Origin of the sequence: Bradyrhizobium sp. JYMT SZCCT0428 (genome assembly GCF_018131075.1) — a bacterium.
Classification (GTDB): Bacteria; Pseudomonadota; Alphaproteobacteria; order Rhizobiales; family Xanthobacteraceae; genus Bradyrhizobium.
Map to the genome: position 1 here is coordinate 238672 of NZ_JAFCLS010000004.1, position 26796 is coordinate 265467.

Sequence of the window (26796 nt, forward strand, 5' to 3'; positions counted from 1 at the left end):
CGAAGCGATATGGGATTCGTCATTCCGGGATGGTCCGAAGGACCAGACCCGGAATCTCGAGATTCCGGGTTCGATGCTACGCATGGCCCCGGAATGACGATCCAACTTAACCCGCCGTCCGTTCAAACAACTGCCGGATCAGCGTCGTGATCCTTCCCGTCGGCGACATCATCTCGTGCATGATCGAAAAATGGTCGGCGCCGGGAATTTCCTCATAGGTCACCGGCAAGCCGTATCTGGCGCGGTGGGCGGCGAAGTCGGCGGTTTGCTTGCGCAGCAGCGGCAGCTCGGCGCTGCCGGCTACCAGCGACAGCGGCTTGAGCGGACCGCCGGCCATCATCATCGGCGAGTTGCGGTGCGACGTCGCCTCATCGGCCTTCAGTTTCTCGTTGAGATAGCTGTGCCTGATCGGCTCGAGGTCAAAGATGCCTGATATCGCCATCCCGCCCCTCACTTTGGGATGCGACAACGCCATCGAGGTGAGATGGCCACCGGCGGACCAGCCGGATACCACGATGTCGTCACCGGCCGCACCGAGCGCCGGCAACTGTCCGGTGAGATAATCGACGCCGGAATGGATTTCGGCGACGATCTCGTCGAGCGTCGCATCCGGCGCCAGCGTGTAGCCGATCAGCGCCACATTGATGCCGTGCGCCATCGGGCCTCCGGCGAACACCGTAAAGGCCTCCTTGGCACGGGTTTGCCAATAGCCGCCGTGGATGAACAGCAGCGTCGGCGCCTTGTCGGCGGCTTTCAGGAAGTCGATCCGGTTGCGCTCGCGCGGGGCATAGCGGAGGTCGAGTTGGTCGGGGAAGCGCTTGCGCAGGTCGGCGGAGCGCTGCTCCCAGCCCGCGACCAGCTCGATGGCCCCGGGCACGGCGACGACATTGTTGAAGCCGAGATCGCGCTCTTGCTGGTTCATCGCGCGCCAGTCCAGCGCAGAAAACAATGCCGGCATTCCAAATCTCCAGTGCAGCCACGACGTAGGCGCGTTTCCACTTTGCCAAGAAATGTTCTACAGCACCATTCACGACCACGAAACCGCGGAGAACAAAGTGGCTGATCAGGGGCTGGTGCGAGAGACGGCGTGTGCCATCGTTGGCAAATTGAGAGCGGGTGAAGTCACGCCACTCGATCTGCTCGACGTGCTGGAAAAGCGCATCGCCGAAGTCGACGGCCCCGTCAACGCACTGCCGACGCTGTGCTTCGACCGCGCCCGAGACCGTGCCAAAGCGCTGATGAAAAAGCCGGTCGGCGAGCGCGGCCTGCTCGCAGGTCTGCCGATCCCGATCAAGGATCTGACTGCGGTCGAAGGCGTGCTGACCACGCAGGGCTCGCCGATCTACAAGGATAGCATCCCGGCGAAATCGGACATTCTGGTCGAGCATCTCGAAAACAACGGCGGCGTGATCTACGCCAAGTCAAACACGCCGGAATTCGGCGCCGGCGCCAACACCTTCAACGAAGTGTTCGGCGCGACGCGCAATCCCTGGGACACGTCCCGCTCCGCCGCCGGCTCCTCGGGCGGTGCGGCGGTGGCGCTCGCGACCGGCACGGCCTGGCTCGCGCACGGCTCCGACATGGGCGGCAGCTTACGCAATCCTGCGAGCTTCTGCGGCATCGTCGGGCTGCGGCCGAGCATCGGCCGCGTCGCGCACACGCTCGCCGCCGCGATCGACCGCAACCTCGGCGTCCAGGGCCCGATGGCGCGCAATGTCGAGGACGTCGCCTTGCTGCTCGACGCGATGAGCGGCGAACACCCCGGCGATCCCCTGTCGCTGCCGGTGCTGCCGAATTCGTTCCTGTCCGCCGTTCGCGCCGGCAACAAGCCGAAGCGCATCGCCTATTCGCCCGATCTTGGTATCACGCCGGTTGATCCCGAAGTCGCTGCCATTACCCGCAAGGCAGCGCAGCGTTTCGCCGAGCTCGGGGTCATCGTCGAGGAAGCCCATCCGGACCTGCGCGAAGCCCATGAATGTTTCCACGTGCTGCGCGCGTTCGACTTCGCGCTGAGCAAGGCGCAGCTGCTGCGCACCAAGCGCGACCAGCTTAAGCCCGAAGTGATCTGGAACATCGAGGAAGGCCTCAAGCTGACCGTCGAGCAGCTCGAGCGCGCCGAAGCGCAGCGCGTCGCGATGACCGCACGCACGCTGGAATTCTTCGACAAATACGACCTGCTGCTGGCGCCCGCCACCATCGTGGCGCCGTTTCCGGTCGAGAACCGCTACGTCGCCGAATGCGACGGCAAGAAGTTCGACAATTATGTCGAGTGGCTCGGCATCGTCTACGCGATCACGCTGGTGTGTTGCCCCGCGTTGTCGCTGCCGTGCGGCTTTACGGCCTCGGGCCTGCCGGTCGGACTGCAGATGGTGGCCAAGCCACGCGGCGAGGCGCAGCTCCTGGCCGGCGCCAGGCTGCTGGAAGACATTCTGGGTGTGCGCGGCACCACGCCGATCGAACCGCGCGCGCCGAAGTAAAGGTCCACTTACCGTGGCATCGCCCTACAAATGCCTTGCGCCGTACCGGGGGGAACCGTGCGCAGCCATCGGCAGTTACCGGTGCTGTTCGGAAGGACACGCTGAACCGGGATGACCGGGGTTACAGTTACGTACTTGGAGACCAAGCATGACAGATCAAGTCATCAAAGCCACTGGCGATCATCTCGACATCGCCGACGTCGAGCGGCGGATCAAGGCGATCTTCATCGGATCGATCGGCAACCTCGTCGAATGGTATGATTTCTACGCCTACACCGCGTTTGCGCTGTACTTCGCGCCGGCGTTCTTCCCCAACAGCGATCCCGTGGTGCAGCAGCTCAACGCCGCCGTGCTGTTCGCCGCGACCTTCCTGATGCGGCCGCTCGGCGGCTGGCTGTTCGGCACCATCGCCGACCGCTACGGACGGCGGCTGTCGCTGACCCTGTCGGTGGTCTGCATGTGTTTTGGATCGCTGATCATCGCTGTGACGCCGACCTACGCCTCGATCGGCATGCTGGCACCCTGCATCCTCGCATTGGCGCGCATCATCGAAGGCCTCAGCCTTGGCGGCGAATACGGCGCCAGCGCCACTTATCTCAGCGAGGTCGCCGACCCCAAACACCGCGGATTCTATTCGAGCTCCAATACGTCACGCTGATCGGCGGCCAGCTCACCGCGATCATCGTATTGTTGCTGCTGCAAAAGGTGTTCCTGACGCCGGAAGAACTGAGGGATTGGGGCTGGCGAATCCCCTTTGTGATCGGCGCCCTGCTCGCGATCTTCGCCGCCGTGATGCGGCGGGGCCTGCATGAGACCGAGGCGTTCGAGGAAGCCAAGAAGGTCAGCAAGCCTTCCGGCTCGATCACCGGCCTCTTGAAATACCCGCGCGAGCTGTTGCTGGTGGTCGGCCTCACCGCCGGCGGCACCGCGGCGTTCTACACCTTCACCACCTACATGCAGACCTTCGTCAAGCTGTCGGTGGGACTCACCGAGGACCAGACCACGTTCGTGATTTTCGGCTCGCTGATCTTCGCGACGCTGCTGCAGCCGATCTATGGCGCGTTGTCCGACCGCATCGGCCGCAAGCCGCTGCTGATCTTCTTCGGCGTCGTTGGCACGCTGGCGACGATCCCGATCCTGACTACGCTGAAAGAGACCAAGTCGCCCTTCACGGCGTTCCTGCTGATCTGCGCCGCCTGGATCTTCGTCGCCGGTTACACCTCGATCAACGCGATCGTGAAGGCCGAGCTGTTCCCGACCAATGTCCGTGCGCTCGGCGTTGGGCTACCCTATGCGATCACGGTGTCCGTCTTCGGCGGCACGGCGCCTGCGGTCGCGCTGTACTTCAAGAGCCTGGAACATGAGGACTGGTTCTACTACTATCTCAGTGGCATGATCTTTCTCTCGCTGATCATCTATGCGACGATGCGCGACACCAAACATGAATCGGCGATGCATCGTCACGAATGACAGGTCCTGACATGACCGACGACCCCGAGCCGCCGCCGGAGAGCAAGCTGACGCGCAGCAAGGAGCGCTGGGCGCGCGAGGGAAAATTCCTCACCGGCAAAGTTACCCGTCCCGAGGAGCAGCGCCTTCCGCCCGGCCAGCACCTGACGCGCGACTGGCCGGTGCTCGACCTCGGCCTGACGCCGAGCATTTCGCGCGAGCGCTGGCGGCTCGACGTCTACGGCGCGGTCGAAAATCCGATCTTCTGGAATTTTGCCGAGTTCACCGCGCAGCCGCAGACGCAATTCCTGTCCGACATTCATTGCGTCACCACATGGTCGCGCTACGACAATCAATGGGAGGGTCTTTCGACCCGCGACCTCCTGATGGCGTGCCGGCCGCGCGACGAGGCGGCGTTCGTGGTGCTGCATTCGCATGACGGCTACACCACCAACCTTGCGCTGGAGGATTTCGCCGCCGAAGACGCCCTGCTCGCCCACAGCTGGTCCGGCCAGCCGCTGGAGCAGGACCATGGCGGCCCGGTGCGGCTGGTGGTGCCGCATCTGTATTTCTGGAAGAGCGCCAAATGGCTGCAGAGCATCGAATTCCTCGATAAGGATGCGCCGGGCTATTGGGAAGTCCGCGGTTATCACAACCGCGGCGACCCGTGGGCGGAGCAGCGTTATTCCAGCGACTGACGCCTTAGTGAGCCAAGGGAGAACGCCCGTGCCGACCGAACGCTTTCAATTCTCCGGTGAAGGCGGCCATCAGCTTGCCGCCGCGCTGGACAAGCCCGACGGGGCAATCCACGCCTATGCGCTGTTCGCCCATTGTTTCACCTGCGGCAAGGATGTGCTGGCGGCCAAACGCATCGCGACCGCGCTAACCGCCCGCGGCATCGCGGTGCTGCGATTCGACTTCACGGGCTTAGGCTCCAGCGAAGGCGATTTCGCCAACTCGACCTTTACGTCGAATGTTGCCGACCTCGTCCACGCCGCCGATCATCTGCGCGACACCCGGCAGGCGCCCACGATCCTGATCGGTCACAGCCTCGGCGGTGCGGCGATCCTCGCCGCTGCCAGGCAAATCCCCGATGCCAAAGCGGTCGTCACCATCGCGGCTCCCTCCGATCCCGTCCATGTCACGCATTTGTTCAGGGATCGCATCGAGGACATTCGCACGAAAGGCAAGGTCGAGGTTCAACTCGCCGGACGCCCCTTTCACATCAAGCGTGAATTCCTCGACGACATCGCCGAGCATGGCCTGATGGCGCATGTCGCCAAATTACACAAGGCGCTGCTGATCATGCATTCGCCGACCGACGACACCGTCGGGATCGACAACGCGACGAATATCTTCGTTGCTGCAAAACATCCGAAGAGTTTCGTGTCGCTGTCGGGGGCAGATCATCTGCTCAGCAACAAGCGCGATTCCACCTATGTCGCCGACGTCATTGCCGCCTGGGCCGAACGCTATGTTGATCCGCTTCCGGTCCAAGCGACCGCCGAACGCGGCGACGTACCGCGCAATGTCGTGGTGCGCGAAACCCGCGCCGGCAAATTCCAGCAGACCGTCACGTCAGGGCCGCACCGGATGCTGGCCGATGAACCCGTTGCCGCCGGCGGCCAGGACTCAGGGCCCGGGCCGTATGACTTCGTGCTGGCGGGCCTTGGCGCCTGCACCTCAATGACGATGAGGATGTATGCCGACCGCAAATCGCTGCCGCTCGATCGCGTCACGGTGACGCTGCAGCACAAGAAGATCCATGCGGAAGACTGCGCCGAATGCGAAACCCGCGTCGGCATGCTCGACCAGATCGATCGCGTGATCTCGATCGAGGGCGCGCTCGACGCCGATCAGCGCCAGCGCTTGATGGAGATTGCCGACAAGTGCCCGGTACACCGGACGCTGACGTCGGAAATCCGGATCGTGACCAAGGCTGCGGAGTGAGCTTGCTTTAACCTCGCCCCGCTTGCGGGGAGAGGTCGGATTGCGAAGCAATCCGGGTGAGGGGGTACAGGTCTATCAACTCACACCAATTGTGCGGAAGCAGCCCCTCACCCCAACCCTCTAAGAGCGAGCATAGCTCGTCTCGACCCCGCAAGAGCGGGGCGAGGGAGAAGAAGCTAGGCCGTCGCCAGCGGACGAACGCGCAGTGCGCCACGTAGGCCGAGCGCGGTGCCGACCAGTATTCCGGCAACGGCGATCAACGAGGCCAATGCCAGTGTCGAAAATCCTGACAGTCCCTGCCCGATCGAGCAGCCGAACGCCATCACGCCGCCGGCGCCCATCAGCGCCGCGCCGCCGGCCGAGCGCAGCATGTGGCGCGGCGACTGATAACCTTCCAGCTGGAAACGCCCGGTCGCCAGCGCCGTGATCAGGCTGCCGGCGAGCACGCCGCCGACCGTGGCAATGCCGAAATTCAGCGTCGATCCAGTCGACAGCATGACATATTGCAACGCATCGGCGATCGGCGCGATGAAGGTCAGCGACACCACCGGCGTCGGATTGAAGTCGTCGGCGCCGAGATAGCCGCTGGCGAACCAGCCTCCCGCCACCAGAAGGCCGATCACCAGACCGGCGGCGACCTGGCCCGGCGATTTCCGGAACGGGGCGTGCGCGAAGGCGAAGATGATCAGCGCGGCGCTGACGGCGGACGCCGCCAACATGCGCGCCGTGATTTCACTAAGGCCGAACGCCGACAGCAGCGCCGGCACCGAGTTCACCGTCGTCGTGGTCTGCGAGGCCTGCACCATCGCGATGCGCGCCGGCGCGATCAGGCCCTTCAGCGTCATCATCGCAAAAATGCCGAGCACGATCACCACCACGAAAGAGCGGAGATTGCCGCGCCCGAGCAGCACCAGCGCGCGCGAGCCGCAGCCGTTCGACAGCACCATGCCGTAGCCGAACAGCAAGCCACCGACAAACATCAGCGGCACCGAAAATGATGGTTGCAGGTATATCGACTTGCCGAGATCGACGAGGCCGGCCGCCGCCAGCAATTGCGTCGATGCCACCGCGATGCCGATCGCGAGCGCGTAGGTGCGAACCAGACGGCCGTCGCCTTCCGCCCACCAGCCGCGCAGGCTCGAGAGCATGCAGAAGCCGCTCAACAGGCCGACCGCGCCGTAAACGAGACCGATCAGCAGTCCGCTCAGCACAATGATGTTCGCAGGGCCTTCCACGGCATTTTCCTTTGGAGCGTTCGGCGATATCGGCCGCGACAGCATAAATATGCTACAGATTTCACCCTGCTATAGCGGCGCATGCATGTTGGCGTCCACGGCAGGGGAGAACAAAGAATGAAGCTTTCGCGCAGCGGGACGATGAGAGAATAAAACAATCGATCCCAACCGGAATGCGACTGGTTTCGTTCCCGCTGCAACGGGGAAAAAGTTCTGTCCGCGAGGATTTACACCGGGCGCAGGATCACGCGGTCGCGCGACGAACCCGCCACCGCGATGAAAGCGGCTTTGGCCTGTTCCAGTGGATAGATCGCGGCCGGCTTGATCGGGAACGGCTTCAGGTGGCCGCTCGCAAAGCCCGGGCCCAATTCCCTGAGCACCGCGCCGGTTGCGACCGACGACAGGCCGAGCGTATCGATGCCGACATAGGTGTGCTGGCCGCGATAGAACTCCAGAATGTTGAACTGCACGATGCGGTCGACCGCGGCGATCAGGATCTGGCGCCCGCGCAACGCCAGCGATTTATGCGCCGCCTGGAAATAGGGATCGCCGACGGTGTTGAAGACGATGTCGGCACCCTTGCCGCCGGTGAGTTCGCGCACCCGCGCCGCGACATCGGTCGCGGAGGCATTGATCACGTCGACCTTCGAATTGGCGTGGCCTTCATATAGTTCGTCCCTGCGGACGACGCCGATCACGCGCGCGCCGTGCCAGCTCGCGATCTGCACCGCCGCCTGCCCGACCTTGCCGTTGACGCCCATGACCAGCACGGTCTCGCCGGCCTTTGGAATGCCGGCGCGGCGCAGCCCTTCCATCGCGGTCACAAAGGGAACGCCGATGCCGGCGGCCTCCTCCCACGAAATGCTTTTGGGCTTCTCCACCACGGCATCGGCTTCGACCACGAGATGCGTGGCATGGGTGCCGTCGCGCCGAATGCCGAGATCACCGGACGAGCCGAACACTTCGCGCCCGATCGATCCCGCCGGCCCGTCGATCACGACGCCCGCATAGTCGCGGCCCGGCGTGCGCGGAAACACCGCATAGGACATCAGGCCGGTCGCGGCCTTGACGTCAGACGGATTGACGGCGGCAGCCTTGACCTCGATCAGCAGCTCGTTCGCGGCGCGGGATAATGCGTGGATCTCGATGACGGGCGCAAGCGAGGCCGCGTCGGCGACCTTTTCCACGAGACGCACGCAGCGGGCGTTGATCGATTGACCTTCAGATTTCAACAGGAACTCCAGCGTCTTTTCATTTGAGCGCGCTCTTTGGCGTCGAACAGGCACCATGACTACCGGACTGAATGCTGAGTTCAAGAGAATTGTCAGTCCGTTGTCGGCTGTCGCGCGAAGGATGCGGCGTTCTGCGCGCTGAAAGTTGCCGTAAAGATGCGGAATCACCTCTTGCAAGGGCTTCCTTCTTCGCCCGACTCCATTTCTTGAGCTTGCGCTCGTTCTCGATGGCGTCGGTGATCCGGTCGAACCACTGCGAGAATACCAGCGTCACAGGCAACCGAGCTGCGGTATAGCGCCGAATGTTCCGGCGTTATGCTGGGCAATTCTCATCTCCAACGCAGTCCGCGTTACTCCGATGTAGAAGCTTCCATCAGAGCATCTAAGGATGTAGAGAAAGGCACCTTCATCCACGCTCGATCTCCCATTCACCGCTGTCAACCCTCATCCTGAGGAGCGGCGTCTTCGCCGCGTCTCGAAGGATGCAGGCCCGGGCTGTGGCCTCATGGTTCGAGACGGCGCAAGGGCGCCTCCTCACCATGAGGGACGGCACCTACCCCTTCGGGCGCTTGTCGTAAACACGTTTCGCCTTGCCGAGCGATCGCTCCAGGGTCTCGGGAGCGACGGCTTTGATGCGGGCAGTGACGCCGATGGTATTCTTGATGAAGGTTGCGACTTTCTCCGTATGCGCCGGCAGACCGCTGCCGTCCCAATGTTCGGGACGGGCTTCCGCCAGCACGGTCATTTCGTCCATGCGGCCTTCGCGCGTCAATTCGATGATGAAATGCCCGCCGCACCAGTCGGTCGCGAGCAGCGCCTCCTCGATCTGGGTCGGGAACACGTTGACCCCGCGCAGGATGATCATGTCGTCGGAGCGCCCGGTGACCTTTTCCATGCGCCGCATGCCCGGCCGCGCTGTGCCCGGCAGCAGCCGCGTCAGGTCGCGGGTGCGGTAGCGGATGATCGGAAACGCTTCCTTGGTCAGCGAGGTGAAGACGAGTTCGCCCTTCTCGCCGTCCGGCAGCACCGCGCCGGTCTCGGGGTCGATCACTTCGGGGTAGAAATGGTCTTCCCAGATATGCAGGCCGTCCTTGGTCTCCACGCATTCCTGCGCGACGCCGGGGCCTATTACTTCCGAGAGCCCGTAAATATCGGTTGCGTCCATATCGAAGGCCTGTTCGATTTCGACGCGCATCGCGTTGGTCCAGGGCTCGGCGCCGAATATCCCGAACTTGAGCGAGGATTTGCGGGGATCGAGCTTCTGCTTCTTGAACTCGTCCAGGATCGCCAGCATGTAGCTCGGCGTCACCGTGATGATGTCGGGCTTGAAGTCGTTGATCAGTTGCACCTGCCGTTCGGTCATGCCGCCGGACACCGGCACCACGGTGCAGCCGAGTTTCTCGGCGCCGTAATGCGCGCCAAGGCCGCCGGTGAACAGGCCGTAGCCATAGGCGTTGTGCATGATCATGCCGGTGCGGCCGCCGGCGGCGCGGATCGAACGCGCCATGACATCGGCCCATACATCGATATCGGCCTTTGAGTAGCCGACCACGATCGGCTTGCCGGTCGTGCCGGACGAGGCATGGATGCGGACCATTTTCTCGCGCGGCACCGCAAACATGTTGAACGGGTAATTGTCGCGCAAATCGGTTTTGACCGTGAACGGAAATTTCGCGAGGTCGGAAAGCTGCTTGAAATCGCCGGGATGCACGCCAGCCTTGTCGAAGGCCTTCCTGTAGTGTGCGACATTGTCGTAGGCATGCGCCAACGACCAGGCGAGGCGCTTTGTTTGCAGCGCCATGATCTCGTCGCGGGAGGCGCGCTCCGCGGCGTCCAACTCGGCGCGGTAGCCGCCTGCACTGGATTGAAGCTTGGTCGAAGCCATCGCGCGTTTCCTCAAGGATCGTTTTGTTTATTTGACCGTCGTACCCGGCAGCCACGCGCCGCCGATGGTGCGGGAATGACCGCGGAATTCCGCGATCACAACGTCACCCGCGGTGACCTGCACATCGTAGATGCCCGATCTGCCGCTGCGGGAGATCTCGCGCGCGCTCGCCACCAGCACATCGCTGAGCTTGCCGGGCCGGATGAACGTGACATGGCACTGCGCCGCGACCGCGCGCTCGTTATGGGTGTTGCAGGCAAAAGCAAAAGTTGAATCCGCGAGTGTAAAGATGAAGCCGCCATGGGCGATGCGCTGGCCGTTGACCATCTCCGGCCTGACCGTCATCGAAAGCGTCGCCCGGCCCGGCCCGATCTCGACGATCTGCATGCCAAGGCCCTTGCTGGCGTCGTCCTCCTTCCACATCGCGTCCGCACAGGCGCGCGCGAGGTCGTCGGGCGAAAGCGTGGCATTGACGTTCACTGCGGTCTCCCTGTCATCGGGCCTGTTGCAACAGGCCTCTGTCATTCGGCTAGTCTAGCCGTCGCACCGTCAAACGCGACGGCTTGGTTCACACGTGGTCGTAATCCACCACGACCCTGTCCGACACCGGCCGGGCCTGGCAGGTCAGGATGAACCCCGCCTTCAGCTCCCACGGCTCCAGTGAATAGTTCACTTCCATCTGTGCGTCGCCCTCGACCAGCTTGGCGCGGCAGGTCGAGCACATGCCGCCCTTGCAGGCGAACGGCAGGTCCATGCCGGCGCGAAGCGCGGCGTCGAGAATGGATTCGTCCTCGGCCACCGGCACCTCGCGGCGCTTGCCGTCGATCACGAGCGAGGCCAGCGCCTTCGGCGGCGCGGATGTCTCGACGATCTTTTTGGCGCGCGGCTTGCCGCCAAACTCGGAGACGAAGCGCTCGACGTGGATGCGATCCTCGGCAATTCCGATCTCGCGGCAGGTGTTTTCGATGTCCTCGCTCATTCCCGTCGGGCCGCAGACGAAGACGTGATCAACACTCGACGCCGGCACCAGCGAACGCAGCAACACGCGAACCTTTTCGCCGTCGAGCCGGCCGTGCAGGATCGGGATGTCCTGTTCCTCGCCGGAGATGACGTGAAAGACGGAGAACCGCTGCATGAAGCGATCTTTCAGCTCCTCCAGCGCCTCGCGGAACAGCATGCTCGATGTCGAGCGGTTGCCGTAGAACAGAAAGAAGCGGCTGTTCGGCTCGCGCGCCAGCACGCCTTTGACGATCGACAGGATCGGCGTGATGCCACTTCCTGCGGCAAAGCCGACATAGACCCGCGCCTGATCGGGCGCATGCGCGACGCCGAAGCGCCCCGTCGGCGTCATCACGTCGAGCTCGTCGCCGGCTTTCAGTTCATCCGCAGCCCAATTCGAAAACGCACCGCCATCGACCTTCTTCACCGCGATGCGCAATTCGCCGTCGTCGGGGCCGGAACAGATGGAATAGGAACGGCGCACTTCCTCGCCATCCATGGTCGTGCGCAGGGTCAGATATTGACCCGGCGCAAAACTGTAGTCGTTGGTCAGCTCCGCAGGGATCGCAAAGCTCAGCGACACCGCATCCGACGCTTCGCGGCGCAGGTCGTTGACGGCAAGACGGTGGAAACGGGGTGTGAGCGACATGATCAATGACACTTGAAATAGTCGAACGGCTCGCGGCAGCTCTTGCAGCGCCACAGCGCCTTGCAGGAGGTCGAACCGAACTCGGAGAGAACTTCCGTATTTCCCGAGCCGCATTGCGGACACGACACCTGCTGCTCACCGAACAGCGCGCGGCGCGAGCCTGACGCCTGCGGCGGCGCGATGCCGTATTCCCGCAGCTTGCGGCGGCCGTCCTCGCTCATCCAGTCGGTGGTCCAGGCCGGTGACAGCACGGTGCGGATTTTTGGGCGTGCGATGCCGGCGCGCTCCAGCGCCAATTCGATTTCCAGCGCGATCATGTTCATCGCGGGGCAGCCGGAATAGGTCGGCGTGATCGCGACCTCGACATGACCGTCGCTGACGGCCACGTCACGCAGCACGCCGAGGTCGGCGATGGTCAGCACCGGAATTTCGGGGTCGACCACTTGGGCGGCCGCATCCCAGGCGCGCCGGCGCAGATCGGCATCGCTGAGCATGACCGTCACCATGTCGCCCCCGGAAAGGTGCGCGGCATCGACTGCAGTTCGCTGAGCAGATGGCCGAGATGTTCGCTGTGCCGGCCGTCACGGCCGCCCTGCTGCATCCAGTTGCTCTTCGGCAACGCCAGTGTCGCCTCATTGACGACGCCGGAAACCGTCTTGAGCCACGGCGCGTGCAATTTGGCGGGGTCAATCGCGATGCCGGCGTCGATCAGGCCGCGCTCGCCCTCGTCGAGATGGAACATCTCGCCGGTATAGGCCCAGAGATCGTCGATCGCGCTCTGTGCGCGGCGGTGGCTCTCCTCGGTACCGTCGCCTAGTCGCACCATCCATTCCGACGAATGCCTGACGTGATAGGCGCTTTCCTTTTCGGATTTCGCCGCGATCGCTGCCAACGTCGGATCGCCGGATTGCATCATCGCGCGCCAATAGAGATCGGCAAACGCCGCATAGAAAAACTGCCGCACCATGGTGCGGGCAAAGTCGCCGTTCGGCTGTTCCAGAAGCAGCAGATTGCGGTACTGCCTGACGTCGCGCAGATAGGCGAACTTGTCCTCGTCGTTATCCTTACCCTCGACCTTGGCGGCGTAGGCGTACAGCTCGCGCGCCTGGCCGAGCAGGTCGAGGCCCATATTGGCGAGCGCCATGTCCTCTTCCATCATCGGCGCGTGGCCGCACCATTCCGACAGCCGATGGCCCAGAATCAGCGCATCGTCGGCGCGGCGCAGCGTGTAGAGCACCAGCGGGGTTTCGGAGACTAAGATGGAAGCGACTGCCATGTTAGTGTCTCACTGCTTGCTCAGACCTCATCCTGAGGAGCGCGCCCTTGCGCGCGTCTCGAAGGATGGCGGCGAGCACCATCGGGGCCTCATGGTTCGAGACGCGCTTCGCGCTCCTCACCATGAGGGGTTAGATTCACATATGTCCGACTTCGTCAGGCACATCGTAAAAGGTCGGGTGCCGGTAGATCTTGGATTCCGCGGGCTCGAACATCATGCCCTTCTCGGAGGGATCGGATGCGGTGATCGCGTTCGACGGCACCACCCAGATCGAGAGGCCTTCGCCGCGACGGGTGTAGATGTCGCGCGCGGCCTGCAGCGCCAGCGTGGTGTCGGCGGCGTGCAGCGAGCCGACATGCTTGTGCGCGAGTCCGTTGCGGCTGCGGATGAAGACTTCCCAGAGCGGCATGTTCGGCGTGGCCATGGCGATCTCCCTATTCCGCCGCTTGCGCGTGCTGGCGCTGCTTGCGCTTCTCGGCATAAGCCAACGCCGCTTCGCGTACCCAGGCGCCGTCGTCATGCGCCTTGCGCCGCGCCGCCAATCGGTCGCGGTTACAGGGGCCGTTGCCGGCGAGCACCTGATTGAACTCTTCCCAATCGATCGCGCTGTATTCCCAGTTGCCGTTGGCGTTCTGCTTCATGCCAGGATCTGGAATCGTCAGCCCGAGGAATTGCGCCTGCGGCACCGTGGCGTCGACGAATTTCTGGCGCAGCTCATCATTGGAGAAACGCTTGATCTTCCACTTTGTGGAAGTGTCCGAGTGCTGGCTTGCCTTGTCGGGTGGGCCGAACATCATCAGCACCGGCCACCACCAGCGATCGAGCGCGCTCTGCGCCATCGCCTTCTGTTCTTCGGTGCCCTTCGACAGCGTCACCATGATCTCGAAGCCCTGGCGCTGGTGAAAGGATTCCTCCTTGCAGACGCGGATCATCGCGCGCGCATAGGGACCATAGGAACAACGGCACAGCGGAATCTGGTTCATGATCGCCGCGCCATCGACCAGCCAGCCGATTGCGCCGATGTCGGCCCAGGTCAGCGCCGGATAATTGAAGATCGAGGAATACTTTGCTTTCCCCGCCAGCATCAGATCGACCAGCTCTTCGCGCGAGGTACCGAGCGTTTCGGCCGCGGCATAGAGATAAAGCCCGTGACCGCATTCATCCTGCACTTTTGCCAGCAGTGCGGCCTTGCGGCGCAGCGACGGCGCGCGGGTGATCCAGTTGCCTTCGGGCAGCATGCCGACGATTTCGGAATGGGCATGCTGGGAAATCTGCCGCGTCAGCGTCTTGCGATAGGCCGCCGGCATCCAGTCGTTGGGCTCGATGCGCTCGTCGGCATCGATGCGGGCCTGGAAGTTTGCGGAACGTGCGGCGTCCTCGATGTGGCTGTTATCGCCGTCGGACGTATTGAGCGCCTGCGTGTACATGGCCGACCTCCCCGTATGTTCTTTCCTCCAACATATAACAAGAAAATACGAATGCAAGTTATTTTTGTAACATGTTTACGTCCCGTCGAACCGGCGCGCCAGCGCCCCGCCCGGCTTCGGCAACGGCCCGTTTTCGTTGGTCGCATGGTCGTCAAGCCATTGTTCTGACGCAGGAAACAGCCCGCGATAGATCTCGCCGCAAAGCCGTCGCGCCGCCCTGCCCGGCCAGTCCCGGGGCAACAGCGGTGCCGGCAGCAGCGGGTCGCGCAGCACCACGCGGCGGTAATGGTGGATCAAGAGGATCCGCGCGGTGAAGGCATCAGTATCGGCGAGCACTTCGCCGCGGCCGAGCGAGGCGCGGAGCGGCTCAAAGGTTTTCATGAATTTCAGATAGGCGTCGGCGGTGCGCTGAAGCGGCCAGCTTTCGCTGAGCAGACGCCGGCCGCTGTCGTCCTCGGCGGAGACTTCGAGACGGATCGCGCCCGCGGCCTCTTCCGGAACCGGCACGCCTGACGGCGCGACCCACACGCCCGGCAGCGGACTGCCGAAGCCGGCGTTCTTCAGCGCGTCGCGCGATGCATCGCGGTCCCCGCCATTGCCGATCAGCAGCAGCTCAAACCGCCCGGTCCAGTCGGACGGCGGCGGATCGTAGATGTGCTTGGTGGCGGTATCGAAGGTTTGCCGCCCCTTCTTGTCGAGCCGGTAAAAACTGTTGCGGCCGACCTTGTTACGCTCCAGCCAGCCGTCGCTCGCGAGCCGCGACATCGCGGTGCGGACGACGCCGCTGTCGATGTCGATCGCGGCAAAGAATTCGAGCAGCGTGCCGAGCCACACCGAACCGCCGCGCGGCACGATGGCATCGCCGAATACGGTGATGACGATCGAGCCGGTGCGCGAGGGTTCGCGCTTGAGCTGTTCGACAATGCGGGCGAGCGGCTGCGGCATGCGTCAAGGCATAGCGCGTTTTGCAGATTCACGAAAACGCCGGCGCGAGGCCGGCGTTCTGAATTAGCTATCGGTAACCCGATTACCTATCCGGATTCGGATACACCATGCTGCGCCAGCCGCTGCGGTCGAACGGGGCCCATTTGCCTTCCAGCTGCGCCAGACGGTCGGCGACGGCATAGACCGCAGCGGGGTGATGACCCATGCCGCAATGGCTGCTTTCGACCTCGATGCTCTCCGACGTCGCGCTGGTCTGCTCCCTGCAGCCCTGCCAGGCGCAGATGCCGTCGGTACGGCTGAAGATCGCGGTGGTCGGCACTGGCGGCGTGCCCGCCAGCGCCCCGCCGAAACGCGTGTCCTCTTCGTCGGCGCGGCGGCCGCTCGCCATTTCATAGACGCGCCAGGCGTTGGTCGCCTTCGGTCCGGATGCGAACGGGCTGCCAAGCGTGATCACCGAGCGCACGCGCTCCGGCATCATCTTGGCAAGCTGACGCGCGTAAAGGCCGCCCAGGCTCCAACCGACCAGGCTGACCTTCCGGCCATGCGTGTCGTTCAATTCATGGACGAGATCGACCATCGCGTGCTGCACACCCTGGCGCAGACCAAGATTACGGCCCTGGCGCCAGCCGCTGACGGCGTAGCCGCGGCTCTTCAAGAAGCTGCGCAGCGGACGCGTCGAGGTGTCGGACGCAACGAGGCCGGGCAATACCAGCACCGGATGCCCGTCGCCTCGCGGCGCCAGACTCAGGAGCGGCAAGGCACCAAGGAAAGCGCCCAATTCGGAAATCGCTCGCCCCTCCAGAAACATCAGGGTTCTGGACGGCGGACGAAGCGTCTGCGCAGCAACGGACATCATATCTCCTCTCGGGCTCGGCCCCTTAAGTTGCGGCAGCCGGCCACTGGTTCAGTGGGAAGACGAAAGCCTGGTAGAATCGTTCCGCAACGCAACATTATTTCGTAAAAAGCTAGGGAACCGGAATTCTTCTTTCAACGGCCCACTTCACACTTGTGACAATTAAAAGCGCAGACGTGATCAAATAGTCACACGAGCCGCAGCAGATACTCGAGGGTGTAAAGCACCAATCCTGCAAGCCCACCGATCAGCGAGCCGTTGAAGCGGATGTATTGCAGGTCGCGCCCGATGTTGATTTCGATCAGCGCAATCAACTGCCCCATGTCCCAGGATTTGACCTGATCGGAGATGAACGTCGAGACGCCGCTCTTCTGTTCGGCGACCACGCTGCGCAGCACGGCGACCAGACCCTGGTTGATTTCGGCGCGCATTTCGGCGTCGGCGGCCAGCGCCTCGCCTGCCGTTACGAACATGCGCACGAGATATTGCTCCAGCACCTGCGTCTCGCCTGACGCGCTGCGCTCGAAGAACGATCGCGCATTCTCCCAGATGTGGCGCGCGAGGCTGCTCAGTTCGGGGCGCGCCAGGAGATCGCGCTTCAGCCCCTGGATGCGCTCGGCATAGGCCGGATCGCTGCCGAGCCGATCGACGAAGGTCAGCACCATGCGGTCGAACTCGTCGCGGAACGGATGCTTGGGATCGTTGCGCACTTCCTCGAAGAACGCGGTCGCCGACGCCACGATCTTGTTCACCAGGAACCGGTCGGCACGATAGAGTTTTAGCAGTGTCGGCAATTCGTCGCGGATCTTCTCGCGGATCATAGCCATGGTCTCGGCCTGTGTCAGCGATTGATGCACCGCGCGCATGATGTCGTCGAGCAGGCCCTGGTGCCGGCCTTCCTTCACGAAGGTGCGCAGCGTGCCAGCCGCGAGCGGCGCAAGATCGATCGACATCAATTGCGCGGTGATGCGGCGGCTGACGAACGTCATCAGGCCGGAATTCTCAGTCGCCGCAACCGCTTCGGGCAACAGCCGCAGTGCAAAGCGCGCGAGATCCTCGCTGCGCTTGCGGTCGCGCAGCCAGTCGGCAATGAACGCGCCGAAATCGATCTGGCGCAATTTTGCTTCGACCGGGGCCGCTTCCAGAAAATGTTGCTCGATGAATTCGCCGAGCTTGTCGGCGATACGGTGCTGGTTGCTCTGGATGATCGCGGTGTGCGGAATCGGCAGCCCCAAAGGCCTGCGAAACAGGGCCACCACCGCATACCAGTCGGCAAGGCCGCCGATGGTGGCGGCCTCCGCAAACGCGGCGACGAAGCCGAACGCCGGATGGATCGGCAGCAGCGCCCTCGCCGCAATGAAGATCGCAAACGTCGCCGCCAGCACCAGCGTCGCCAGCAGTTTGACCCGGCGCAGTTCGGCGGCGCGCTGCGCATCGGCAGGCGTGTCTACGGCGAATGTGCGGGGGACGGTCATGGCGGCTTTCGACTGAACGCAGACCCTCATCCTGAGGGGCGCGAAGCGCCGTCTCGAAGGATGAGGCCTCATGGTTCGAGACGGCGCAAGTGCGCCTCCTCATCATGAGGGTCTGACTGATCTAAGTGAATACCCGACAAAAAGAAGGCCCGCCTAAGCGGGCCTTCAAAAAGGGCAGTTGGCAGATCGCTATCAGGCGGTCTTGCTGTAGACCTTGGAGAAGTTGTCCTGAGCGGTCTTGGCGCTGTCGGCGACGAGCTTGCCGAGATACTCGGTGGTGGCCTTCGCCCGCGAGACGAACACTTCGCCACGCGCACGGACCATGTCCGACTGGATCTGGGCGGCTTCGCTCAGCGACTTGGCCGAAGCGAGCTTGTCGATGCCGGCGAAGAACGCTTCCGCGTCCTGATAAAACGCCTGCTGGATGTTGCGGCTGATCTTGGCGGCCTCGGAAACCGAACCGGCAACGGCGGTCTCGATGGCAGCGGTCACCTTCTCGGAACCGGCATGCATGTCGGCGGCGCGAACCTTCGCGGTCTCGGCCTGCTTCTTCACGAACTCACGGGCAGCTTCCGGAACTTCCAGGTTCTGGAGCTTGGTGAACGCCTCGGTGACGGGCGCGAAGGCTTCCTTGACGGTGTTCAGCACGGAATTGGTTTCGGTGGTCATTGGGGTCTCTCCATCCTCGGGTTTGAGCTATGGGCTCACCCCGTCCGGTTCGGCCCGGGGCGAGATCGTTGTGCCATAGTTAATGGTGCGACGCAACATCGATGTTGCATCGCGACATCACGAATGCGTGATGAGCCTCATTGATGAGCGGTTTGCCTAGGGAACCAGCAAAAGTTCCACTTTCGTCTAATGCTGGACGGCTGGATTCAGTGCCGGACAGCCCTTAGCGCTCGACGGCCCTCTTAGTGCTGGACGGCGCCCGGAAGCCCGTAGGCCTCCAGCTGGGCCCGCACCTGCGCCACATTGTGTCCGAGCACGACAATGTCGTGCTTCTTGCCGCCGACGTCGCGGACGTGGTCCCGCAGCAGGGCCTCGGCCTTGAAACCGAGGCTCTCGAACAGCGCGATCGCCGCCTGCTGGTCGACGGTCATCTGCACCGAGAGCTTTTCAAGGCCGACGCCCAGCGCCAGCGCGAAGGTTTCCTGCGACAGCGCCCGGCCGACGCCCTGCCCGCGCACGTCCTGCGACACCACCATCCGGATCTCGCCGACATGCGGCGACCACGAGTGCGGGTCGCGCACCAGCGTGCCGCAACCGACCACCGCCTCGCCCTTCACGGCCAAGAGGCTCGTGATCTGGCCGCGCTCGATCTCGTTGATCCAGGCCGACAGCACCTTGGGCTGGCTGATGTTGCGCGGCAGAAACAGCAGATCATGCGTTGGCAGTTTTTGCGCGAAGGCGAGCACCGCGGCCTCGTCGGCGCGGGACATCATGCGGAATTCGATCTCGCCGGCGTCGGTCTTGACGTGGCGCGGATAGGAACGTGTTTCACTCATGTTGATCTCTTACCTAACCAGTTGTCCAGTTTCGGCCATAGCCGCTTGACCGCGTTGGCGCCGGCGACCACGCTGACGTGGCCGCCCTTCAGGATCACCTCTTCCTTGTCGGACGAGCCGACCTTGGCGATCAGGTGCTTGGCCGCGTCATAGGGCACGATGTGATCGTGTTCGGCGACCGCATGCAGGATCGGCACCTTGATGTTGGCAATATTGGCCGCACGGCCGCCGACACTCATGGTGTCGTTGAACAGCTTGTTGTCCCACATCAGGTCCTTGGTAATGGCGCGAAAATACTCGCCGGCCAGCGGCAAGGTGTCGGTGCCCCAGCGATCCATCATCCGGTAGGCCTTGACGTATTCGTCGTTCCAGATGTTTTCCCACAATTGCACCTGGCTGGCAGCGCGCGACGCCGGCCGCAGCATCTCGAACGACGACAGGATCATCTCGGGTGGGACATTGCCGACGCTGTCGACGAGGCGGTCGACATCGAAATAGCGCCGGTCAGAGAAATTCGAGAACAGCTTCATCTCGCGGAAATCGATCGGCGTGGTGAAGCAGATCAGATTCTTCATCGGTCCGTCGTTGAAGATCGAGCCGTACAGCAGCGACAGCACGCCGCCGAAACAATAGCCGATCACGGTGACGTCTTTCTCGCCGGAATCCTGCTGCACGCGGCGGACGCAATCCGGGATGAAGTCGAGGACGTAATCCTCCATCCGCAGCGATTTTTCCTCCGGCTTCGGCGCGGTCCAGTCCATCATGTAGACGTCGTAGCCGCGCTTGAGCAGGAATTCGATAAAACTCTGGCCGGGCACCATGTCGAGAATGTAGCCGCGGTTGGTGGTCGCCATCACGATCAGGATCGGCACGCGGTAGATTTCGTCCGCAATGGGGCGGTAGTGATAGAGGTTAAGCGTGCCGCGGCTGAGCAACACGTCCTTCGGCGTCGAACCCAGCGCGGGGCCCGACGAGGAGATGTATTCGACGCCCTTGATGCTGCGCTGGATCGCGCGCTGCACCTCGGACTGGATCCGCTCGGGAATCGACGTCAGATCGAGGGCTGCTGCGGGCGCGTTCATTTTTGCTCTCCCTCCGACGGAGGACGCTTGGTGCGCGGCGGCCGCGCCGCGCCATAGCCGCCTTCCGGCGCCAGCGAATTGTGATGGATCTGGTGCAGCATCGCCTTGATCTCGTTGAGCTGGCCTTCGATGCCCTGGATGCGCTCGGCCATGCCGACCATTTGCGCCCGGCTCGGCAGGTTCATGCTGACGAGATATTTCTCCATCAGCTCGCCGAGCTGCTTCTGCGCGCCCGCCGTGGCGCCGCCGACCTGGTTCATCACTTTTGAGAATTCGGGCGAAGCCATCGCCTGATTGGCAAAGGAGTTGAACCCCTTTTCCATTTCCCCGATCATCGTCTGCCAGATCACGGCAGGATCATTGCCTTTGTCGGCCATTGGCGCCCTCCCTTGGTTACGAGCGCTTTGCCACGCCTCGATATTATTCCACCATACGACACCGTTGCGGCGTGCCGGTCAACCGGGCGACATGGCGTTTTCAAGCGACGTGGGTAGCGGTTCGCGTCAAGAAAACGCGTCAAAACAAAGAACTGGTTACCGGGACGGTGCAACGCCTTCTGCAATGCGGTAAACCGTGGCATACAGTTCTCATCTAGATACCATCAAAGGATTGCCGCCGTGACGCTTGCCCATCAGCCGCCGCAGATCGCCCACGCCAACGGCATCGACATTTGCTACGAAGTCTTCGGTGACGCAGGCGCGGAACCGTTGCTGCTGATCATGGGTCTCGGAGCCCAGATGATCCATTGGGACGATGATTTCTGCCGCCAGCTTGCCGCGCGCGGCTTTCGCGTCATCCGTTTCGACAACCGCGACATCGGCAAATCCTCAAGGATGACCGGCGGCAAGCGTCTGAGCGCGCTCGAACTGCTCAAGCTGAAATTCCTGAAGATCCCGGTCGCCGCGCCCTACAAACTGATCGACATGGCTAAGGATACGATCGGCCTGATGGACGTGCTCGGCATCAAGTCGGCGCATCTGGTCGGCGCATCGATGGGCGGCATGATCGCGCAGGAAGTCGCGATCTCGTTTCCGGCGCGGGTGCGCTCGCTGACCTCGATCATGTCGACGACAGGCAATCCCAAGGTGCCGGGGCCGACACGGGAAGCCGCCGCCATGCTGATGGCGCCGCCGCCCGCGACCAAGGAAGAGTATTTCGAGCGGTTTGCGAAAACCTGGAAAATCCTGCGCGTCGGCTCGTTCCCCGAAGACGAAGCGCTCGACCGCTCGCGCGCCGAACGCACCTATGAACGCGGCCTCAACCCGGCCGGCGTCGGCCGCCAGCTGCGCGCCGTGCTCGCCTCCGGCAGCCGCAAGGAGCGGCTCAGCGCGGTGAAGGCGCCGACCTTGGTGATTCACGGCACGGTCGACCCGCTGGTGCGGCCCGAGGGCGGCAAGGATACCGCGGCCTCCATTCCCGGCGCAAAGCTGGTCATGGTCGACGGCATGGGCCACGCGCTGCCGATCCCGATGTGGCCGCAGATCATCGACGCCATCGACAAGCACGCCCATGGCGCCGCGGCGAAGGCGGCCTGATCAGGTTACTTCGAGGTGACTTTGTGAGCGGCCGGTGCCCTCTTCCGGCCGGCGGGATCGGGCACTATAGACCGCACACCGATATCGTCAGATGGAGCCTGAACATGGATTTTGCATTCCGGACGCGCGTCGCTCTGGCCGCCGTCATCCTGTTAGCTCTCGCCTCTCCGAGCGCCTACGCCGCCTCGCCACAGCAGGAAGCCAACAGAAAAGCGGTGCTCGAGTTCTATGAGAAGGGGCTGAACCAGAAAGATGCCGACGGCGCGATCGCCTATATGGGCGACCGCTATGTCCAGCACAATCCGAATGCCGCTGATGGTCCCGAGGGTTTTCGCAAGTTCATCGGATTCCTGCGCGAGAAATTCCCGAACTCCCGTAGCGAGATCAAGCGTTCGTTCGTGGACGGCGATTACGTCATCCTGCATGTCCACGCGGTTCGCGAGCCGGGCACGAGAGGGAACGCGATCATCGACATCTTCAAGCTCGAGAACGGCAAGATCGTCGAGCATTGGGACGTCGTCCAGCCGATCCCCGAGAATCCGGCAAACAACAACACGATGTTCTGAGGGAGGTCTGCAGGGTGGACAAAGGCGCGCTTGCGCCGTGCCCACCCTACGAAGCGAAACTCAGCTCCTCGTCGCGATCCAGATGACATGGCGCGCACCGCCGCCTCTGCCGGTGGCGCGCACGGCAACTTCGTTCACATCGAAGCCGGCGGCACGCAGGCGTTTTGAGAACGGTGCATTGGGACCTGACGACCAGACAGCCAGGACGCCGCCGGGACGCAGCGCCGTATGTGCCGCGCCCAATCCGGCTGAACTGTAGAGCCCGTCATTGGCCTTCCGCGTCAGGCCTTCGGGGCCGTTGTCAACGTCGAGCAGAATGGCATCGAATTTCGATCGGGAAGACCGTATGATTTCAGTGACGTCCACTTCCTGAATGCTGACTCGCGTATCGTTCAGGCTGCCGCCGAAAATCTCCGCCATCGGGCCTCGTCCCCAGGTAACGACGGCCGGCACCAGTTCCGCCACCACGATCCGCGCCCCGGCGCCGAGCACCGCGAGTGCGGCGCGCAGCGTAAAGCCCATGCCCAATCCGCCGATCAGCAGATGCGGCTTCTTGTTCGCTTCCAGCTTCTTGACCGCGAGGGTGGCGAGCGCGGCTTCGGAGCCAGAGAGGCGGCTGTTCATCAGCTCGTTGGTGCCGAGCATGATCGAAAACTCGGCGCCGCGCTTCATCAGGCGCAGTTCCGCGTCGGTGCCTGGAACACGCGCGGTATCGATTTTTTCCCAGGGAATCATCTGGGGGTTCTAGCACACGATTATAAAATGCTGTCGTCCCTGCGAACGCAGGGATCCATAGCCACCGGCGCCAATGGCTGCGAAGACTCGTCGAACAGCGTCTTTAAACCGTTAGAGCACGCGGTATGGGTCCCTGCGTTCGCAGGGACGACGGTGTGGTGGCTACCGTCAGCCCCCCGCCCACACATCCAGCACGTAGCGGTTCCTGGCGCCAAGATCGTCGATCCAGCGCAGGCCTGCCGCTTCGTCCGCGCCGGTGCGTTCGCGATAGATCGACACCAGCGCTGCCTTGACGTCCGGCTCCATCTTGCCGCCGTCGCCGCAGACATAGACGATCGCGCCCTTCTCGATCAGGTTCCACACCTGATCCTTCTGCGCCGCGACCAGGTGCTGCACATAGGTCTTCGGTCCGTCGGCGCGCGAGAACGCGGTGTGCAGATCGGTGATGCCGTTGGCGGCGAACGCCTTCAGTTCTTCGGCGTAGAGAAAGTCCTGCTCGGGATGGCGGCAGCCGAAGAACAGCATCGCCGCGCCCAAGCTCGCGCCCTTGGCCTTGCGGTCGGCGCGCTCCTGCAGGAAGCCGCGGAACGGCGCCAGCCCCGTGCCGGGTCCGATCATGATGATCGGCACCGACGCATCGTCCGGCAGGCGGAAGCCCGCCTTGGTTTCGCGCACCGTGGCGTGGATGGTGTCGCCGGCGCGGCGACCGGCGAGATAGTTCGAGCAGACGCCCTTGTAGACGCCGCGGCCCGAACTTGCGGGCGCTTCGACCACGCCGACGGTGACGCTGCAGCGCGAGGCATCGCCCGCGGGTGACGACGAGATCGAATAATAGCGCGGCGCCAGCAGCGACAGCATTTCGAGATAAGCGTGGAACGGCAGCTCGCAGGCCGGATACTCCTCCAGCAAGTCGAACACCGATTTGCGTTTTGCCAACACATCGCTCCGATAAAGCTCGGTGGAGGCGGCGTCGTCGCCGATATAGGCCAGCAGCTTCGGCTTGGTCATCGGACAACGTGTGTTTTCCGACATGATCTGGATCTGCTTGCGGGTCGCGATCTGCTGCAACTCGACGAACTCAGTGAGCAGACGCCCAACCGACACGGCATCGCCGGTCGGCAATTGCGCACGGCGGCCTTCCGCGACGGCGAGCCTGATCTGGTCGGCGGGCAGGAAGCCGAACCGGCGCGCGACGGAATCGACCAGCGCCGGATCGTTGCGCGGCACCACGCTGAGGTGATCGCCGACGCGATAGGAAACGCCCGCCGGCAGTTGCACTTCGATATGCCGCGTCGAGCGGTCGGACGGATTGGCGCCGGCCTTGTTCTGCAGCTCGGAATTGAGCTGCACCTTCATCGGCGAAACGCCGCCCTGCGCCACGATCACGTTGACGGCGGTCGGCGCCACCGGCTCGATCGTGTAGAGCGGCGCGTCGTCGGCGCTGCGGGTGAAGGTCGACGCGAGACCGAACTCCTTGGTTGCCGCGGCGGCGGCGGCCGCAAACCATTTTTCGAACTGGCCGTCGAGATCGCTCCGGGCATCACCCTCGCCGCGCCCATGGACGCTGCGCGCGCCGTGCGCGGCCATTTGTTCGTCGATCATGCGCGGCACCGACTGATAGGTCGCCGCCCAGTCGCTGTTGCCGCAGCCGAACACCGCATAGCGGACTTTGGCCAGCGCGTCCTTGGGCAAGCCGCTGTCAAGCCATTTGACGAATTGCGTGGCGTTGTCGGGGGCGGCGCCATTATAGGAGGCGCAGAAGATCAGAACGCCGCCCTGCTCCGGCAGCTTGCCAACGTAGTCATCGAGCGCGCCGAGCTTCGTCGCAAATCCGTTGACCTCGGCAAGGTCGGCAACGCGGGTCGCGAGTTCTTCCGCGGTGCCGAGGTTGGAACCATAGAGAACGAGCAGCGGCGTGTTGTGGCCGGGGCGTGTCCGGGCCGGTGCTGCCGCCGTGTTCGAGGCCGCCACCGCGGCTGCGGCGCGACCGGCGAACGCGCCGCGCTCCTTGTCGGCGCGCGGGCGCACCTTGATCTTGAAGCCGTCGGGCTTGATCGTCAGCGTCTCTTTCAAATGCATCTGATAGCGATTGACGTCGATCAGCTTGAAGCGCTGCAGGATCATGCCGATCGCCAGCGCCGCCTCATGCATCGCAAATCCACGCCCGATGCAGGCGCGTTGGCCGTTGCCGAACGGTTTCCAGGCATTGACCGGGCGCTTGGCCTCGGCCTCGCGGCTGAAATTCTCTGGATCGAACGCGTCCGGGTTCGGCCCCCACACGCTGGGATCGCGGTGCAGCGCCATCACGAGCACGGTGACGAAAGTGTTTTTCTTCAGCTTGTACTTGCCGCCGATGGTCTCGTCCTGGAGCGGAGCGATGCCATAGGCCGGCGCCGGCGGCCACAGCCGCAGCGCCTCCTTCAATATCTGCGTGATGTAGGTCAGCTGCGTGACCTGCTGATAGGTCGGCCGCGCGTCGACATCGGGGCCGAGCACCCGGTCGACCTCCTCATAGGCCTTCTTCAGCACATCGGGATGCTTGAGCAGCGCATAGAGCGTGCAGGACAACAGGCCGCTGGTCGTTTCATGGCCCGCGATCAGGAAGGTGTTGATCTGGTAGCGGATGTTGACGTCGTCGAGCTGCTCGCCGGTGGCGCGGTCGACGCCGGTCATCATGGCGCCGAGCATGTCCTTCTTGCCCTCGGCGGCTTCCGCGTTGCCGCGGCGCTCGGCGATGATCTCGTCGACCATCTTGTTCATGAAGGCGACGTCCAGCGCCAGATCCTTGCGGCGCTTCTGCAGCCACAGGCCTTCGAGCGGGATGCCGCGGGTCATCATGATGGTCTCGAGCGAACGCACCAGCGATTCCACGAACGGATGATAGTCGCGGCGGTAGAACGAATTGAAGCGGTAGTCGAAGCCGCAAAGGCCGATGGTGTCGAGCGTCAGCGCGGTCATGTCATGGACGACGTCGATCTCCTCGTCGCCGTTGAGCCGCTCCCATTTCTTGACCAGCTGCTCGGCGATATCGACCATGCTCGGATGATAGGACGTCATCGCGCGGTTGCCGAACGGCTGCAGCAGGATGTTGTGCGCCTTGCTCCAGTTCGGCTCTGACGTATCGGCGGTGAAAAGCCCGTCGCCGCCGACCGCGCGCACCCGGCGCAGCGAACCGCGCACCGCCTTGTCGAAGCGCTTCTCGTCGGACAGTTCGTCGATCAGGTCGTGGCCCGACACGATCACCAGCGGCGCACCCATCATGTCGAGCCAGAAGATCGGCCCCAGCTCCTTGGTCAGCCGCACCAGATGCTGAACGGGCGCGTTCGGATCCAGCGACAGCATGTTGCCGACAACGGGCTTTTTCGGCGGATGCGGGATCGGACTGAGTTTGTTCGGTGACGCCATTGTCGAATTGTCTCCTGCCCATCTTTTTTATACGCCGCCGTCATCCTGAGGAGCGCGCCCTTGCGCGCGTCTCGAAGGATGGCTGCTTGCTCCCCCGCCAATCATCCTTCGAGGCG

General features: G+C 63.4%; 24 protein-coding genes and 2 pseudogenes. 6 read left to right on the forward strand and 20 right to left on the reverse strand.

Annotated features, from left to right (window positions below; all coding sequences use genetic code 11):
• Positions 1 to 106 precede the first annotated feature (106 nt).
• Positions 107 to 958, reverse strand: coding sequence for an alpha/beta hydrolase (locus JQ575_RS06100; protein ID WP_212032333.1), 852 nt, complete (start codon positions 956 to 958; stop codon positions 107 to 109).
• A 52-nt stretch (positions 959 to 1010) separates the two neighbouring features.
• Between JQ575_RS06100 and JQ575_RS06105 the strand changes: the two genes are divergently transcribed.
• The 4 genes and pseudogenes from JQ575_RS06105 to JQ575_RS06120 all read left to right on the forward strand — a co-directional run bounded on the left by JQ575_RS06105 (position 1011) and on the right by JQ575_RS06120 (position 5876).
• Entirely contained in the window at positions 1011 to 2477 is a 1467-nt protein-coding gene (locus JQ575_RS06105; protein WP_212032334.1) for an amidase, read from the forward strand.
• 148 nt (positions 2478 to 2625) lie between these two features.
• Positions 2626 to 3947: pseudogene (locus JQ575_RS06110) on the forward strand (MFS transporter).
• Between the two features lie 11 nt (positions 3948 to 3958).
• Positions 3959 to 4624, forward strand: coding sequence for a sulfite oxidase-like oxidoreductase (locus JQ575_RS06115; RefSeq protein WP_212032335.1), 666 nt, complete (start codon positions 3959 to 3961; stop codon positions 4622 to 4624).
• Positions 4625 to 4652: 28 nt separating this feature from the next.
• A complete protein-coding gene (locus JQ575_RS06120) occupies positions 4653 to 5876 on the forward strand; it encodes a bifunctional alpha/beta hydrolase/OsmC family protein (protein ID WP_212032336.1) in 1224 nt (407 codons plus the stop codon).
• A 176-nt stretch (positions 5877 to 6052) separates the two neighbouring features.
• On the opposite strand, the gene JQ575_RS06125 is transcribed toward JQ575_RS06120, so the two are convergent.
• From JQ575_RS06125 to JQ575_RS06205, 17 genes and pseudogenes are all read right to left on the reverse strand, one after another.
• Positions 6053 to 7024 carry a YeeE/YedE family protein gene (locus tag JQ575_RS06125; protein WP_409364765.1) on the reverse strand — a complete coding sequence of 324 codons (972 nt, stop codon included), beginning with the start codon at positions 7022 to 7024 and terminating at the stop codon, positions 6053 to 6055.
• 314 nt (positions 7025 to 7338) lie between these two features.
• Positions 7339 to 8343, reverse strand: coding sequence for a zinc-binding alcohol dehydrogenase family protein (locus tag JQ575_RS06130; RefSeq protein ID WP_409364764.1), 1005 nt, complete (start codon positions 8341 to 8343; stop codon positions 7339 to 7341).
• A gap of 127 nt (positions 8344 to 8470) precedes the next feature.
• Positions 8471 to 8757 (reverse strand): annotated as a pseudogene (locus tag JQ575_RS06135) (GIY-YIG nuclease family protein); the annotation flags it as partial.
• Positions 8758 to 8896: 139 nt separating this feature from the next.
• Positions 8897 to 10228 (reverse strand): phenylacetate--CoA ligase PaaK, encoded by a 1332-nt coding sequence (paaK, locus tag JQ575_RS06140; protein ID WP_212032338.1) that lies wholly within the window; start codon positions 10226 to 10228, stop codon positions 8897 to 8899.
• Positions 10229 to 10255: 27 nt separating this feature from the next.
• Positions 10256 to 10708 carry a hydroxyphenylacetyl-CoA thioesterase PaaI gene (gene paaI, locus JQ575_RS06145; RefSeq protein ID WP_212032339.1) on the reverse strand — a complete coding sequence of 151 codons (453 nt, stop codon included), beginning with the start codon at positions 10706 to 10708 and terminating at the stop codon, positions 10256 to 10258.
• Between the two features lie 88 nt (positions 10709 to 10796).
• Positions 10797 to 11876: a 1,2-phenylacetyl-CoA epoxidase subunit PaaE gene (gene paaE, locus JQ575_RS06150; protein WP_212032340.1), complete on the reverse strand. Its 1080-nt coding sequence runs from the start codon at positions 11874 to 11876 to the stop codon at positions 10797 to 10799.
• A 2-nt stretch (positions 11877 to 11878) separates the two neighbouring features.
• The gene (gene paaD / locus JQ575_RS06155) at positions 11879 to 12382 is read right to left on the reverse strand and encodes a 1,2-phenylacetyl-CoA epoxidase subunit PaaD (protein ID WP_212032341.1); all 504 of its coding nucleotides are present in this window, start codon (positions 12380 to 12382) and stop codon (positions 11879 to 11881) included.
• A complete protein-coding gene (paaC, locus tag JQ575_RS06160; RefSeq protein ID WP_212032342.1) occupies positions 12376 to 13152 on the reverse strand; it encodes a 1,2-phenylacetyl-CoA epoxidase subunit PaaC in 777 nt (258 codons plus the stop codon). The genes paaD and paaC overlap by 7 nt, the downstream gene beginning before the upstream one ends.
• A gap of 136 nt (positions 13153 to 13288) precedes the next feature.
• Positions 13289 to 13576, reverse strand: coding sequence for a 1,2-phenylacetyl-CoA epoxidase subunit PaaB (paaB, locus tag JQ575_RS06165; protein ID WP_192737264.1), 288 nt, complete (start codon positions 13574 to 13576; stop codon positions 13289 to 13291).
• Positions 13577 to 13586: 10 nt separating this feature from the next.
• Positions 13587 to 14579, reverse strand: coding sequence for a 1,2-phenylacetyl-CoA epoxidase subunit PaaA (gene paaA, locus JQ575_RS06170; RefSeq protein ID WP_212032343.1), 993 nt, complete (start codon positions 14577 to 14579; stop codon positions 13587 to 13589).
• A 75-nt stretch (positions 14580 to 14654) separates the two neighbouring features.
• Positions 14655 to 15524 carry a phenylacetic acid degradation operon negative regulatory protein PaaX gene (gene paaX, locus JQ575_RS06175; RefSeq protein ID WP_212032344.1) on the reverse strand — a complete coding sequence of 290 codons (870 nt, stop codon included), beginning with the start codon at positions 15522 to 15524 and terminating at the stop codon, positions 14655 to 14657.
• Between the two features lie 82 nt (positions 15525 to 15606).
• Positions 15607 to 16377 carry a triacylglycerol lipase gene (locus JQ575_RS06180; protein WP_212032345.1) on the reverse strand — a complete coding sequence of 257 codons (771 nt, stop codon included), beginning with the start codon at positions 16375 to 16377 and terminating at the stop codon, positions 15607 to 15609.
• A 188-nt stretch (positions 16378 to 16565) separates the two neighbouring features.
• Complete coding sequence (locus JQ575_RS06185; protein WP_212032346.1) at positions 16566 to 17852, reverse strand: DUF445 domain-containing protein; 1287 nt, start codon at positions 17850 to 17852, stop codon at positions 16566 to 16568.
• A gap of 192 nt (positions 17853 to 18044) precedes the next feature.
• Positions 18045 to 18521 carry a phasin gene (locus JQ575_RS06190; protein WP_212032347.1) on the reverse strand — a complete coding sequence of 159 codons (477 nt, stop codon included), beginning with the start codon at positions 18519 to 18521 and terminating at the stop codon, positions 18045 to 18047.
• 242 nt (positions 18522 to 18763) lie between these two features.
• Complete coding sequence (locus JQ575_RS06195; RefSeq protein WP_212032348.1) at positions 18764 to 19357, reverse strand: GNAT family N-acetyltransferase; 594 nt, start codon at positions 19355 to 19357, stop codon at positions 18764 to 18766.
• Entirely contained in the window at positions 19354 to 20439 is a 1086-nt protein-coding gene (locus JQ575_RS06200; protein WP_212032349.1) for an alpha/beta fold hydrolase, read from the reverse strand. Before JQ575_RS06200 ends, JQ575_RS06195 begins: the two co-directional genes overlap by 4 nt.
• Positions 20436 to 20816: a poly(R)-hydroxyalkanoic acid synthase subunit PhaE gene (locus JQ575_RS06205; protein WP_192737256.1), complete on the reverse strand. Its 381-nt coding sequence runs from the start codon at positions 20814 to 20816 to the stop codon at positions 20436 to 20438. The genes JQ575_RS06200 and JQ575_RS06205 overlap by 4 nt, the downstream gene beginning before the upstream one ends.
• Before the next feature lie 240 nt (positions 20817 to 21056).
• On the opposite strand from JQ575_RS06205, the gene JQ575_RS06210 reads away from it, so the two are divergent.
• Both JQ575_RS06210 and JQ575_RS06215 read left to right on the forward strand, forming a co-directional pair.
• Complete coding sequence (locus JQ575_RS06210; protein ID WP_312015888.1) at positions 21057 to 21974, forward strand: alpha/beta hydrolase; 918 nt, start codon at positions 21057 to 21059, stop codon at positions 21972 to 21974.
• A 104-nt stretch (positions 21975 to 22078) separates the two neighbouring features.
• Positions 22079 to 22540, forward strand: a complete 462-nt coding sequence (locus tag JQ575_RS06215; protein ID WP_212032350.1) for a nuclear transport factor 2 family protein — start codon at positions 22079 to 22081, stop codon at positions 22538 to 22540.
• A gap of 60 nt (positions 22541 to 22600) precedes the next feature.
• On the opposite strand, the gene JQ575_RS06220 is transcribed toward JQ575_RS06215, so the two are convergent.
• Together JQ575_RS06220 and JQ575_RS06225 are read right to left on the reverse strand one after the other, a co-directional pair.
• A complete protein-coding gene (locus tag JQ575_RS06220; protein WP_212032351.1) occupies positions 22601 to 23275 on the reverse strand; it encodes a spermidine synthase in 675 nt (224 codons plus the stop codon).
• 168 nt (positions 23276 to 23443) lie between these two features.
• Positions 23444 to 26680, reverse strand: coding sequence for a bifunctional cytochrome P450/NADPH--P450 reductase (locus JQ575_RS06225; protein WP_212032352.1), 3237 nt, complete (start codon positions 26678 to 26680; stop codon positions 23444 to 23446).
• Between the last annotated feature and the right edge of the window lie 116 nt (positions 26681 to 26796).